Genomic DNA, 13754 nt, shown 5'->3' on the forward strand with positions numbered 1-13754 from the left:
GGCTTGTGTACTATGGCTGAGTTTTCCATTATTGACCAATACTTTAAACGCCCATCAAACGTTGATGTGAGTTTAGGAATTGGCGATGACTCAGCCATTGTTACCCCTCCTCCCGCACAACAACTGGTGATCTGTACAGACACATTAGTTGCTGGCCGACATTTCCCCTTAAATACTTCTGCCCATGCCATTGGCTGGAAAAGTGTCGCGGTTAATTTATCCGACCTCGCAGCTATGGGTGCAAAGCCACACAGTATTTTATTGGCACTGAGTCTACCAACGATTGATCACGAGTGGTTAACTGAATTTAGTCGCGGACTATTTGAATGCTGCGATCAGTTCGGTGTCAGTTTAATTGGTGGTGATACCACCCAAAGCACACAACTCACGATGAGTGTCACTGCACTTGGTTGGATTGAACAAGGTCAAGCCGTTACACGGGCTGGTGCACAAGTGGGTGATTATATTTGTGTCAGTGGACAAGTTGGAGATGCCGCATTTGGATTACAGCATTTAGGGCATCCCTTACAGCAACGTTTGGATTATCCAACACCACGTTGTCAATTAGGACAACAGTTGAATGGTTTGGCATCGAGTATGATTGATGTTTCAGATGGTCTCGCCCAAGATCTAGGACATATTTTAAAAGCATCCAATGTCGGTGCAAAATTGCAGCTCGATCACATTCCGATAGATACATCACTAAAATTATTAGAAGCGCAACAAGCCTGGCATTATGCACTGGCTGGCGGTGATGATTACGAATTATGCTTTACAATATCACCGCAAAACTATGAAAAACTATTGCGACAATCTTTAGATGTTCCGCTTACAATAATCGGCGAAATTACCCAACAAACTGGATTGTTATTTGAGTATATGGGTGAAACTTACCCATTACATGTTCATGGATACCAACACTTTGCATAAGCCACCCATTCACTTTAATCAAATGACTTGGTTTGATCGATTCATCGTTTTCTGCGGTGTCGGTTTTGGTTCTGGTTTAGCACCCAAAGCACCAGGGACTTTTGGTTCTGCATTTGCCTTGCTTTTTATTCCAATTTGGCTACAGCTTGGATTCATGGGCAGCATCATTGCAATTGTTTTCATGTCATTGGTCGGTATTTATATTTGTGGACATACCGCAAAAGTGATTCATGTTCACGATGATGGTCGAATCGTTTGGGATGAATTTGCAGGACAATCCATTACTCTGCTGCCTTTAATTTATTTACAACAAGTGAACTGGTTATGGGTCATTACTGGTTTCATATTATTCCGTATCTTTGATGTCTGGAAACCCTTTCCAATTAGTTGGGCCGATCAGAAAGTATCTGGTGGTTTAGGGATTATGCTCGATGATATTATCGCAGGGCTATGGGCAGCACTTTGTATTTGGATCATTCATTTTTATTTTTTAACTTAAACCATTGATACTAGAGTTAGGCATGTCAACAACAGTTATTATTCTTGCTGCAGGGAAAGGAACGCGAATGCGTTCACAACGACCAAAAGTATTACAACCTCTCGCTGGTCGTCCCTTACTCGGCCATGTGATTCAAACTGCTAAAAAACTGAATGCTCAAAATATTATTACCATTTATGGGCATGGCGGAGAGCTGGTTAAACAAAGTTTTGCTGAAGAACACATTGACTGGGTTGAACAAGCTGAACAACTCGGTACTGGTCATGCGGTTCAAATGACACTGCCTGTATTACCACAAGACGGTACTTCGCTGATTTTATCGGGTGATGTACCTTGTATTCATGCAAATACCCTACAAAAATTATTAGATGCATCTACTCAGACAGGGATTGGTTTGGTGACACTTACCGTAGAAGATGCAACAGGCTATGGTCGCATTGTTCGTCAAGACGGTAAAATTCAGGCCATTGTTGAACATAAAGATGCCAGCGAGGCACAACGCCAAATTAAAGAATTTAATACTGGTATTTATTGTGTCAGCAACGCAAAACTACATGAGTGGTTGCCTAAACTATCGAATGAAAATGCACAAGGCGAATATTACCTGACCGATATTGTTGCAATGGCGATTGCGGATGGTATGGAAGTTGCCTCTGTTGAACCAGAGCTGGCATTTGAGGTGGATGGTGTCAATAACCGCCTCCAACTGGCGACTCTGGAACGTCAGTTCCAGCAACAGCAGGCCAAAGAATTGATGGAACAGGGCGTGCATTTGATTGACCCGAATCGTTTTGATTTACGTGGTAGTCTCAAGTGCGGTCAAGACGTGCAAATTGATATCAATGTCATCATTGAAGGTGACTGTGAACTGGGTGATAACGTACAGATCGGCGCAGGTTGTATCTTAAAGAATACCCGTATTGCTGCTGGTACCAAGATTCAAGCCTATAGTATTTTCGAAAATGCAGTCGTCGGTGAAAATACCCAGATTGGTCCTTTTGCACGCTTACGTCCAGGTGCAAACCTAGCCAATGACGTACATATTGGTAACTTTGTTGAAGTCAAAAACACGAATATTGGTCAGGGTTCTAAAGCCAACCATTTTACGTATTTAGGTGATGCAGATATTGGCGCAGATTGTAATATCGGTGCAGGTACCATTACTTGTAATTATGACGGTGCAAATAAGCACAGAACAATTATTGAAGATCATGTTTTTATTGGGACAAACAACTCATTGGTTGCACCGATCAAAATTGGTCAGGGTGCAACAACCGGTGCGGGCTCGACGCTGACTCGCAATGTGACTGAGCATAGTTTGGCTGTCGAACGATCAAAACAGTTCGAAAAAGCAAATTATCAACGTCCCCAAAAGCTGAAAAAATAAGAGGGTAATTATATGTGTGGTATTGTTGGTGGCGTAGCAGAACGTTGTGTAACCGATATCCTGATTGAAGGACTCAAACGACTAGAATATCGCGGCTATGATTCCGCTGGTCTAGCCTTATTAAATAATCAAAAAATTCTACGCGAACGTCGTGTTGGTAAAGTTGCAAATCTAGATGAAGCCGTATCAGAACAACAATTGACTGGTAATATCGGGATTGCACATACCCGTTGGGCAACACATGGCAAACCAACCGAAGACAATGCACATCCTCATATCTCAGGCAATGTGGCTGTCGTTCACAATGGTATTATTGAGAACTATCAAGAACTCAAAGATGCATTACAAGCGCAAGGCTATGTATTTACGTCACAAACAGATACTGAAGTTGTTGCCCACCTCGTCAATCATGCGCTCAAGAACACGGATAGCTTACTTGAGGCAGTTCAACAAGTTGTTCCACAGCTAAAAGGTGCCTATGCACTTGGTATCATTCATACTGAACATCCAGATGAGTTAATTACCGTCCGTGAAGGTTCACCTCTAGTGATTGGTGTGGGCATTGGTGAAAACTTTATTAGCTCAGATCAATTAGCATTACTTCCTGTCACCAACCGCTTTGTGTATTTAGAAGAAGGTGATATTGCACGCTTAACTCGTACTAGCATTGAAGTGTTTGTCAATGGTGAACGTGTTGAACGTCCAGTGAAGGAACTAGATGCAACAGTGAGTAATGCCTCAAAAGGTGAATATAAGCATTTCATGCTTAAGGAAATCTATGAGCAGCCTGAAGCAATTCAGCAAACCATCTCCCAAGCGCTTAATGGTAATGCGCTACGCGAAGATTTCCTTAGCCATGCGAATGCGGATTTTAGTAAAATTCAGCAAGTGCAAATTATTGCTTGTGGTACCAGTTATCATGCAGGCATGATTGCCAAATATTGGTTTGAGCAATTAATCGGTGTCTCTTGCCAAATCGAGATTGCAAGTGAGTTCCGTTATCGTAACCCTGTGATTGTGGCGAATACACTATATATCTGTATTTCTCAATCAGGTGAAACTGCGGATACCTTAGCTGCGTTGCGCGAAGTTCAGAAACGCGCCAAAGCACAAGAGATTTGCATTAGCACGATGACCATCTGTAACGTTGCAACTTCATCAATGGTGCGTGAAACAGATCATCATTTGCTCACCTTGGCTGGCCCTGAAATCGGGGTTGCATCCACCAAAGCGTTTACCACGCAGTTAGCTGCATTAATGCTTTTAATTCTAAAGATCGGTCAAGTCAAACAGCAAATTACTGAAACACAATTAACCGAGATTATCAATGGATTGTGGCATTGCCCTAAAGTCATTTTAGATACCTTACAATGCGATACTGAAATTCTACGCTTATCTACGCTATTCGTTGAGAAAAACCACTGTCTATTCTTGGGTCGTGGCACACATTTCCCAATCGCATTAGAAGGTGCTTTAAAACTTAAAGAAATTTCTTATATTCATGCTGAAGGTTATGCAGCAGGTGAGCTAAAGCATGGTCCATTGGCATTGGTGGATAACGAAATGCCAGTAGTCATTTTAGCGCCTCAAGATGACATGTTGGACAAATTAAAATCAAATATGGAAGAAGTTCAAGCACGTGGCGGTGAACTATTTGTATTTGCAGATCAGCATAGCGGCGTGCATGCGAAAGATCGCCAACATGTCGTTCATATTCCAGCAGTTTGCGAATGGTTAGCACCAATTGTTTACAGTATTCCTGTGCAATTATTGTCTTATCATGTTGCGGTCTTACGTGGGACGGATGTCGATCAACCACGCAATCTCGCCAAGAGCGTTACTGTAGAATAATCAGATAGATAAAAGGAGGTTTCAATGTATGAGAGTAATAAAGTATCATCCTAAGTAATATAGTTTCATCTTAGGTAATAAAGTATCATCTCATATTGCTCAAATAACAATCGCCTGCTATTCTTAAATTAATGAGAGTAGCAGGCGATTTGCTATGGCGACTGAAAAACAACAAGACAATTGGATTAAAGAAGGTCATGGTCAGGGCTACTTAAAGAACTATAAGCCTTGGGTGACTGTGCGTGATTTTGGCTCAAAAGGTCGCTCACATCGTGTATATGGACATACAACCAAACGTACACATCATTTATTGTCTGATTTAGAACTTGCAACCTTTTTACTTTTAGACTGGAATCCATCAGTTATTGATATTCGAGAACAGTTTCCCTTACCTCTCCAAACTACAACCCAAATTGCAGAACAGGCTCAAATTACTCACCCTAGAGTTCGTAATGCCTTACAAATTATGAGTTCGGATTTTTATATAGATCATAAAGATTCCAAACAACCCAATTTTGTTCTGCAAACGAAATACGTAGCAGATTTGGAAGATATGAGAACCATTGAAAAGCTGGAGCTGGAACGAAGATATTGGGAAAGTACAAAGATACCTTGGTACATTCTTACAGAAAAAGATATTCCTGCCACTGTACTTCACAATATCAAATGGCTCTATCCTGCTATGAGGGAATCTACTATCCCTGTTTATGAAAAGCTCAATGAATATATCCAGAAATTTACCCAATATCCTCATCTCACATTAATCGAATTAAGTAAAAAAGTAGATCAGGCATATGATTTAGAACTAGGTTCATCTTTATCAGAAATTCGGGAGCTTCTTGCTCAACGTTATTTTATCTTTGATATAACCAAAGACTATAAAAAGCTCAAATTATCTGAAATTACATTAGGTGATATTGAAGTGTGGGAGGAAATTCGCCATGTTTCGAATCAATGATGTTTATAAGCTGCACGATACATCTTTTCGTATCCTTAAAATGACACTTTATCACATCGTATGGATTGATATTGATAGTCAGAGTGCTAACCCCTTTCTGATCGAAAAGAATGAGTTAATTCAATCCATAGAAGCAAATGAAGCGGAATTGATTGAAGACCCCTTTGCAGATATCGCATTGCTAAAAGTTGTTGAGGGTAGTATCCAGCAGCAAAAACGTGATGCTGGAATGGCGTTAATCAGACCGCTCATTACACATGATCAATTTTTTGACCCATCTATTCGCTTTGATCTTGTTAAACGTATATTGGAGCAGCAGAAATCTACTCACCAGACGATTTACAGGCTTGCCCGCAGGTATTGGCAACGAGGTCAAATACCTAATGCTCTTATTCCAAGTTATCAAAATTCTGGTGCCAAAGGTAGTAAACGAATTGCCAAAGATAAAAAGCTGGGACGACCCAGAAAATCTATGCCAGGTACAGGGGCACTTATTGATGTAAATATTGAGCGATTATTTAGAATTAATATCAATAAATATATGTTAACCAAGAATAAACATTCTTTAGGTTATGCCTATCGTAAGTTCTATACAATGTATCATTCATTATTTCCTGATGTTCAGGATACTGAGATTCCATCAATATGGCAGTTTAAACATTTTTATGAACGTGAATTTCCTAAAGTTGCCCAGCTTACTGCCCGTAGTAATCCAATTCTCTATAACAAGGATATTCGGGCACTTCACTCGACGGTGAATACCCAAGTCTTAGGGCCAGGATCACGTTATGAGATTGATGCAACGATTGCCGATATTTATCTTGTTTCAGATTCTGATCGTGCCTGTATTGTGGGAAGACCAACGATTTACTTCATCGCTGATGTATTTAGCAGAATGGTAGTCGGTTTTTATATTGGTTTTGAGAATGCTTCATATGTAACCGCAATGCAGGCTCTACAAGTTGCCATGACCGATAAAGTTGAGTTATGCAGACAGTATGGTTATGAAATTACCATTGATGAGTGGCCTTGTATTGGATTACCTGATGCTATTTTAGCAGATCGTGGAGAATTATTAGGTCATCAGATTGAGGCACTAGAACATAGTTTTTCAATTCGGATTGAAAATACTGCGCCATATCGTGGGGATTTAAAGCCTATTGTAGAGCGCTATTTCAGAACTGCTCAGGCAACATTTAAGCCTTTTGCTTCAGGTGTGGTACAGCCCTTTAAAGAAAAAAAACGAGGTGGTTCGGACTATCGCCTAGATGCTACGTTAACAATTCATGATTTTAAGCAGATTATTATTGGTTCAATCCTCACTTACAACCTGACCCACCAATTAAAAAAGTATGATCGTGATATTGATATGCCAACGGATTTACCTTTAGTCCCAATTCATCTCTGGAACTGGGGTATACAACACCGAGTGGGCAGATTAAAACAGGTTTCCGAAAAGGCATTACGTGTTGCACTGCTTCCTAAAACCAAAACAACCTTATCTGATCTTGGGCTCAAAGTTTTTGGCGTATTCTATTATTGTGCGGAAATTCATCAACAAGGCTGGATGCACCGTAAAAAATCAATCTCAAGACCAGATACTTTACAAGTCGCTTATGATCCCAGTAATGCTGAGATAATTTATGTTTTTTATCAGGAAGATAGCCTACACTATTGGGAAGCTGTACTTGCACCAAGATCAAGAGAATTTACGGGTTGTAGTTTCTGGGAGGTTTGGCAGGTTCAACAGGAACAGAAGCAAACCCAAGCAATTCAAGAACTGGAAACCAATAAATCTAAAGCTGCTCTTGAAGAGCATATAGAATCTATTATTGCTCAAGCAAATGCTCAAAAGCCAAAGACAACATCAAGCAAAAAACAACGTGTTACAGGCATTAGGGGAAACCGTCAACGAGAAAAGAATTATGAACGTTTGGCGAGGAAAGCAGATCATCTGAAAAATCCACTTCCTGAACAACCAACTGAAACTATATCTGAATCAACAAATAACATTATTCAGATGCCTAAGTCCAAACAGAAGCTGGAACATGATGAGGATTACCAACTTACTTTTGGTATTTATCAGGACTTGCTGGAAGATATTGATCACTCTGATGATGATTAATACATCCAGCTCTACTCTAGGATATGTTTATGACAAATCAAAATGATTATGCAGTATATACGCCTAGCCCAGTTTCGGATTATCAGGGAAATCCTTTTATCGAGGCGTTGCCACCCATTTTTGAGGCACAGGACACGATTCAAGCGATCAAAGGTTCAATCGAATTTAAACAATCTGATCGGCAGTTACCGAATAATACTCGTGCCCATATTATTTCACAGCTATTTAATAACTTTTTTCATCCTATCCGCAGGCACTTAGAATTAGAGCAGAAAATCTCCATCATGCTGAGGAAAGGCTATGTAGGGAGGAATATTGTGACTGGCGACTTTAATCGAATTCTAAACCGTAGTCATCAAATCGCTTTATCCAACAATTTTGAACCAACACCCTCTAATGATGTACGTTCTACAGCACAGAGCCTTACCTTTATTGGTTTTTCTGGCAGCGGGAAAACCACCACACTGAACCGAATTTTAAGAAATTACAAACAAAAGATTTACCACCCTGAGCATAACTTTACCCAACTTGTCTATTTAAAAATCGACTGTCCTTATAATGGTTCACTTAAGTCGTTATATTTAAATTTCTTTAGTGCCGTAGATCGTGCATTGGGAACAACTTACGAAAAACAATATACGCAAAAACGCCATAATGAACAAAAGCTGTTACAGCTTATGGGGCATATTGCCCATCTTCATGCCATTGGCTTATTAGTCATTGATGAAATTCAACACTTATTAGCAAATCGATCCAAAAATTCGGATGAGATGCTCAATTTCTTTGTCACATTAGTCAATATTTATAGTCTCCCCATCGTCATGGTCGGGACACCTAAAGCAATTCAAATCTTTGAGCGGGATCTCCGTTCATCACGTAGAGCGGTAGGTTTGGGGTCAATTCATTGGGAACCGATGAAAAATGAGCCTGCAATCACCACACCAGATGGAAAAGTCAGAAAATCCGAATGGATGACATTTACTGACTCACTCTGGAAGTATCAATGGTTGAGAAAATCGGACCCTGTATTATCTGAAGAATTACGCCAATGCTGGTTTGATCTTAGTCAGGGTATTCTGGACATTGTGGTCAAACTGTTCGTTCTGGCACAGATACGAGCGATTGAATCAGGTTTGGAACGTATTACGGTTAAACTGCTTAAAACCACATTTCAGGAAGATTTTAAACCGATTCATAAAATTATAGATGTCTTACGCTCTGGTGATGCAAGACGAATTGCAGAATATTCCGACTTGATTACACCTGAAGTAGATCGACAATTATTAAAACTGATCTCTCGAATTGAAGAAAGTAGTCTAGATCAAAATGACCAACTGGCAGAATATCGGGGTCATGCTGAATCTATACGCTTGCATAATCTATTGCTTGAGCTTGGTTATGATTCCCAGCTTTTAATTCCCCTTGTGAAAAGAGCATTTAAAGAACATCCAGATCGAAAATTAACTGAACTACTCCCTATTATTATGCGTTGGTTAAATCAGGATGTTCCGCAAGACTCCAACTCATCGTCATCAAAACCAAAATTATCACAAGGTAAAAGTACCAAACCTGATCAATGGCAAACCTTAGATACAGCAGACTTACGTTTTCAATTCTCACAAAAAGAAAGTGAACATAGCTTTTATGAACATTTAAAAGCTCAAACCAATGTAGTTTTTGATCTTGATCACTGGATCAAACAGGTCAGTTAGCCATGCTAAACTTTCCTATGCCTTATGAACACGAGCTGATTTACAGTACTGTGGCTCGGGCAGGGACTCGTTTGGCTTTGGAAAGTCCCAAACAATTACTGGATGAAGTCTTTGAAAACCGTAAGGTGATTGCAACTGTAGATTTGCCTTGTCACCTAAACGCTATTATTTACCAATTTCCCAACCATCAATTTACCGTTGAGGAGATCGCCTATCAACATTCGCTGTTCCCAATTTATGCGCCTTTTGTTCCCGAAAAAAGACGACAACAATGCTTAAAGTGGATGGCTGATATTTCTCAAGGTTCGATTCATCTCGCATTAGGCATTAATGCCTCACGTATCCCACCTATTCATAAATTACGTTATTGCCCACAATGTTTAGCAGAACAATTAGAGGAATATGGTGAATATTATTGGTTTCGCTTATGGCAAATACAGGGAGCTTGCTGTCTCCAACATGGTCAACTCATTGACTCAGAAATGGATTTAAGATCATTACATCGGCATGATTTTTTGGTTCCGTCTCATCAATCATGTCCTAAAACAGAACAAACCATTGCCAATTCTGATCACATTTTTATTACGTCCAAATTGTTAGAGTTATTGACTTTGCCTCCCTCTGATTCACCCAGTTATGAACAATGGACCATGTTTTATTATGAATTGGCTCGGCAGAATGATTGTATTCGAGGACAACGGCAGGTTCTTCATGAATCTATTTGGGAAAAGATGACAGCACATTGGTCAAAGAAATTTTTAGAGCAGTATTGTTTAGCCGATTTAACTTCCGAAACATCTTGGTTACGCAACATTTTCAGAAAACATCGAAAAAGCTTTAGTTATCTGGAGCATATCCTTACGATTGAGGCTTTAATCAATAGAGAATGGTCTTTTGCTGAAATTCTCCAACAAGTCCGCTCTTTCCGTAAAATAAATCAAAATAATCATATAGATGCTCATAACAACCATACTACTGATCTCACCATAAAAAACAGAGAAAATTGGCTGAACTTGATCAGACAAAATGGCGTAAAGCCTGCCCGACGTTTAAATGCTGCTTTATATGCTTGGTTATACCGTAATGACAAGAATTGGTTATTAGATACCAATCGGGGGGTTCACCAGAAACATATTCCTCAAGGTACTAAAGTGGATTGGCATAGCCGTGATCTAGGTTTCGTAAAACAGTTGATTAAACTTAACAATGATTTACTTTGGGATTTAGATAGTCCTAGACGTTCAGCAAAATGGTGGATGAAACAAACCTTGCATAGCTCAACTATTGAAAAAAACCTTTCTCTATTACCATTAACACAGCTATTTCTAAGAAAATATAGTGAAAGCATAAGTTTCTATCAGATCCGTCGTATCAGTAGAACACTGATTAAAATGACGCTTGAGCATCAAAATAACCATCGATGGCGTGTATTAAGATTATCGGGTCTAAGTGAGGAACGACTTACCTACGAAGCCAATGCTTTTTTAAACTTTCTCATTCCTTAAATTTTCTCTTTTTGAACTTGCCTTGCCAGTTTCTCTATATGCTCTTTAATTTCATCAGGTGTATGTGCCGCATAACCAAACAGTACGGCTGCTTTTTGGGATGAAGTCTGACAATATCGGGATAATGGTTGTACCGATAAACCTACTTGTATACATTGGGCTATAAAATCCTGCTCTGTCCAATTTGCTTTTAGCCAACACACCAAATGAATCCCTGAATCGGTAGATTGTACATCCAATACATCCGAGAGATGATGTTGAATCGCTGCAATTAAAGTCTGCTGCCGTTCATAACATGCTTTACGGATTTTACGCACATGCCGAGCATAATGACCATCTTTTATAAATTCGGTTAGTGCTACTTGTTCCAGATAAGAACTACGAGTATCAGTATAATATTTTGCCAAACTGAATGTATCAATTAAGGCTTCTGGAACGACCATAAATCCAAGTCGAAATTCAGGAAACATCATTTTGGAAAATGTGCCTGCATAAATTACCCGTTGCTGTTGGTCTAAACCCTGCAATGCCTGAATAGGGTGCGTGCCATAACGAAACTCGCTGTTATAGTCATCTTCAAAAATCCATTTTTGCTGTTGAGCCGCCCAATCCAGTAAGGCAAAACGTCGGGCAAGGCTTAATGTGCCGCCAAGTGGAAACTGATGCGAAGGGGCTGTGTAAACTAATTTACTGGCTGCATGGTGCTGAATAATCTCTGGGACTTTCATGCCCTCATTATCACTTTCAATCGGCTGTACAGTCACGCCAAAGCTACGAAATATATGAAGAGCCGAATCATAACCTGGTTCATCTAAGCATACTTGGTCGTGTGGCTGTAATAAGGCATAAGCTGCCAGATGAATTGCTTGCTGTGTACCATTCACAATCAAAATTTGTTCTTCGTTACAGTTTAATCCTCGTGTTGATTGGACGTATTGGCAAATTGCCTGACGCAATGGCAAATATCCTCGTGGATCATGGAATTGTCCAAGTTGATAATAGGACTGTCGCCATGCTCGCCCTAATAATTTTCCCCAAAGTTGATGGGGGAATAAGTCCATACAGCCCACACCAATATGAAACATTTTCTTTTCTTGGTTAGAAAAACTCTGCTTATGCCAATGAGGTAATAAATTGGCTATATGAGGATTAATATTGAGCATTTGCGTGGACTGATATACAGCTTGTTGTCTATCGTTTTGAATTTGAATCAGTTGGTCAGGTATAATATCGGCAACATAAGTACCAGAACTGGGCTTGGTGACTAAATAACCCTCATCAAGCAAACGTTCCAATGCTGCCAAGACTGAGTTACGGGAAATCGACATCATTTCTGCCAAAGCACGGCTTGAAGGCAATTTTGTACCCGCAGATAGGCGCCCCTCTAAAATTGCATCACGCAAAATACAATATAAACCGTCTTTAATTTGTTGCCCTTTGGGCAAAATTAAGTGTGGAAAATAAGCAGATGGTGATGTTGCCATGGTTAAACTGGTACTTTAAAAAATATCCAAACTGTATCTTATGACAATACCATAATTAAAAATACACTCTGCTACTTAATTTTTAAAATTTTTAGGGGTTGGGTTATGTCTGGTCAATACTCATCTTTTCAGCGTCATTCCAATGATTTGCTGCCCCCAATTATGGCAGGTTTAATCTCAGTCATTGTCAATTATGGCGGTACATTTATTTTAATCTTTCAGGCTGCACAGATGGCAGGACTTAGCCCTGAGCTTACTGCTTCGTGGGTATGGTCGATTTCGATTGGTGTCGGTATAACAGGTATATTATTAAGCTGGTATACACGAGAACCGATTATTACGGCATGGTCTACCCCTGCGGCAGCTTTTCTGATTACTGCTCTTGTAACTGTACCCTATGCCGAAGCGATTGGGGCATATCTACTTTCTGCCTTAGCCTTTGTCATTTTAGGAATTACAGGCTATTTTGAAAAATTGATTCGCCTGATTCCGATTGGCATTGCCTCTGGTTTATTGGCAGGAATTTTATTACAGTTTGGGATTGCTGCCTTTACCAATATGACCATTGACCCATTTCTGGCGATTTCATTATTTTTTGTTTACCTCATCACCAAGCGTTTTTCAGCACGCTATGCGATTGTCAGCGTTTTAGTTTTTGGTTTTATTTTCCTGATGTTGCAATCACGAATTGACTTTGCAGGATTTGAGCTAAAATTGGCATCACCAATTTTTACTGCCCCTGAGTTTTCGATTAATTCGATACTCAGTATTGCCTTGCCTTTATTCCTGATTACCTTAACAGGGCAATATATGCCAGGTTTATTCGTGCTTAAAAATGATGGTTTTAAAACCAGTGCCAAACCGATTCTGGCGGTGACTGGTTTAGGTTCATTTGTCATGGCATTTTTTGGTTCACATGCGTTTAATCTGGCTGCCATTACCGCAGCAATCTGTACAGGTAAAGAATCACATGAAGACCCATCAAAACGCTGGGTCGCAGGAATTGCAGCAGGGATATTTTATATTTTGGTCGGGATTTTTGGCGTGACATTGGCCGCAGTATTTGCAGCATTTCCAACCGCATTTATTAGCACACTGGCTGGGCTTGCCTTGTTAGGCACGATTGCAGGAAGCCTTGCCAATGCCATGAGTGACGTTGATAGCCGTGAAGCCGCTTTAATTACCTTTGTTGCCACTGCTGCCAATATTAGCTTATTTGGAATTGGTGGGGCATTCTGGGGATTAGTTCTAGGATTAATTTCTTATCTTGTACTGAATGGTAAATTTAAGTTCAGTTCATGAG

At 39.9% G+C, this 13754-nt stretch carries 10 protein-coding genes; 9 read left to right on the plus strand and 1 reads right to left on the minus strand.

Translation table 11 applies throughout. The features are described 5' to 3' along the window. The first annotated feature begins 12 nt into the window (after positions 1-12). From thiL to AAC851_RS08765, 8 genes are all read left to right on the plus strand, one after another. Positions 13-930 carry a thiamine-phosphate kinase gene (gene thiL / locus AAC851_RS08730; RefSeq protein ID WP_125502490.1) on the plus strand — a complete coding sequence of 306 codons (918 nt, stop codon included), beginning with the start codon at positions 13-15 and terminating at the stop codon, positions 928-930. Further along, positions 908-1429, plus strand: coding sequence for a phosphatidylglycerophosphatase A family protein (locus AAC851_RS08735; protein ID WP_005088737.1), 522 nt, complete (start codon positions 908-910; stop codon positions 1427-1429). The genes thiL and AAC851_RS08735 overlap by 23 nt, the downstream gene beginning before the upstream one ends. A 22-nt stretch (positions 1430-1451) precedes the next feature. Beyond that, complete coding sequence (gene glmU, locus AAC851_RS08740; protein WP_100833034.1) at positions 1452-2816, plus strand: bifunctional UDP-N-acetylglucosamine diphosphorylase/glucosamine-1-phosphate N-acetyltransferase GlmU; 1365 nt, start codon at positions 1452-1454, stop codon at positions 2814-2816. 12 nt (positions 2817-2828) lie between these two features. Then, a complete protein-coding gene (glmS, locus tag AAC851_RS08745; RefSeq protein WP_100833033.1) occupies positions 2829-4667 on the plus strand; it encodes a glutamine--fructose-6-phosphate transaminase (isomerizing) in 1839 nt (612 codons plus the stop codon). 154 nt (positions 4668-4821) lie between these two features. Next, positions 4822-5625 carry a heteromeric transposase endonuclease subunit TnsA gene (locus AAC851_RS08750; protein WP_005087286.1) on the plus strand — a complete coding sequence of 268 codons (804 nt, stop codon included), beginning with the start codon at positions 4822-4824 and terminating at the stop codon, positions 5623-5625. Further along, on the plus strand, positions 5609-7750 hold the full coding sequence (locus AAC851_RS08755; RefSeq protein WP_005087287.1) for a Mu transposase C-terminal domain-containing protein: 2142 nt from the start codon (positions 5609-5611) through the stop codon (positions 7748-7750). Before AAC851_RS08750 ends, AAC851_RS08755 begins: the two co-directional genes overlap by 17 nt. A 29-nt stretch (positions 7751-7779) precedes the next feature. Continuing rightward, the gene (locus tag AAC851_RS08760; protein WP_005087289.1) at positions 7780-9462 is read left to right on the plus strand and encodes an AAA family ATPase; all 1683 of its coding nucleotides are present in this window, start codon (positions 7780-7782) and stop codon (positions 9460-9462) included. Positions 9463-9464: 2 nt separating this feature from the next. Next, positions 9465-10967, plus strand: coding sequence for a TnsD family Tn7-like transposition protein (locus tag AAC851_RS08765; RefSeq protein WP_005087291.1), 1503 nt, complete (start codon positions 9465-9467; stop codon positions 10965-10967). Here AAC851_RS08765 and pdxR read toward each other — a convergent pair. Continuing rightward, entirely contained in the window at positions 10964-12451 is a 1488-nt protein-coding gene (pdxR, locus tag AAC851_RS08770; RefSeq protein ID WP_340600773.1) for a MocR-like pyridoxine biosynthesis transcription factor PdxR, read from the minus strand. The two genes, AAC851_RS08765 and pdxR, sit on opposite strands and share 4 nt — an antisense overlap. A gap of 105 nt (positions 12452-12556) precedes the next feature. Here pdxR and AAC851_RS08775 point away from each other — a divergent pair, with 105 nt between their 5' ends. Then, positions 12557-13753, plus strand: coding sequence for a benzoate/H(+) symporter BenE family transporter (locus AAC851_RS08775; RefSeq protein ID WP_005088748.1), 1197 nt, complete (start codon positions 12557-12559; stop codon positions 13751-13753). Position 13754: the final 1 nt, after the last annotated feature.

This window comes from Acinetobacter sp. HZNU-JH01 (genome assembly GCF_037996845.1).
GTDB lineage: Bacteria > Pseudomonadota > Gammaproteobacteria > Pseudomonadales > Moraxellaceae > Acinetobacter > Acinetobacter haemolyticus.

Excerpts from the sequence above, each read along its gene's own strand:
- thiL (WP_125502490.1), top strand. The coding sequence starts at position 13 with ATGGCTGAGTTTTCCATTATTGACCAATACTTTAAACGCCCATCAAAC.
- AAC851_RS08735 (WP_005088737.1), top strand. The coding sequence starts at position 908 with ATGGATACCAACACTTTGCATAAGCCACCCATTCACTTTAATCAAATG.
- glmU (WP_100833034.1), top strand. The coding sequence starts at position 1,452 with ATGTCAACAACAGTTATTATTCTTGCTGCAGGGAAAGGAACGCGAATG.
- glmS (WP_100833033.1), top strand. The coding sequence starts at position 2,829 with ATGTGTGGTATTGTTGGTGGCGTAGCAGAACGTTGTGTAACCGATATC.
- AAC851_RS08750 (WP_005087286.1), top strand. The coding sequence starts at position 4,822 with ATGGCGACTGAAAAACAACAAGACAATTGGATTAAAGAAGGTCATGGT.
- AAC851_RS08755 (WP_005087287.1), top strand. The coding sequence starts at position 5,609 with ATGTTTCGAATCAATGATGTTTATAAGCTGCACGATACATCTTTTCGT.
- AAC851_RS08760 (WP_005087289.1), top strand. The coding sequence starts at position 7,780 with ATGACAAATCAAAATGATTATGCAGTATATACGCCTAGCCCAGTTTCG.
- AAC851_RS08765 (WP_005087291.1), top strand. The coding sequence starts at position 9,465 with ATGCTAAACTTTCCTATGCCTTATGAACACGAGCTGATTTACAGTACT.
- pdxR (WP_340600773.1), bottom strand. The coding sequence starts at position 12,451 with ATGGCAACATCACCATCTGCTTATTTTCCACACTTAATTTTGCCCAAA.
- AAC851_RS08775 (WP_005088748.1), top strand. The coding sequence starts at position 12,557 with ATGTCTGGTCAATACTCATCTTTTCAGCGTCATTCCAATGATTTGCTG.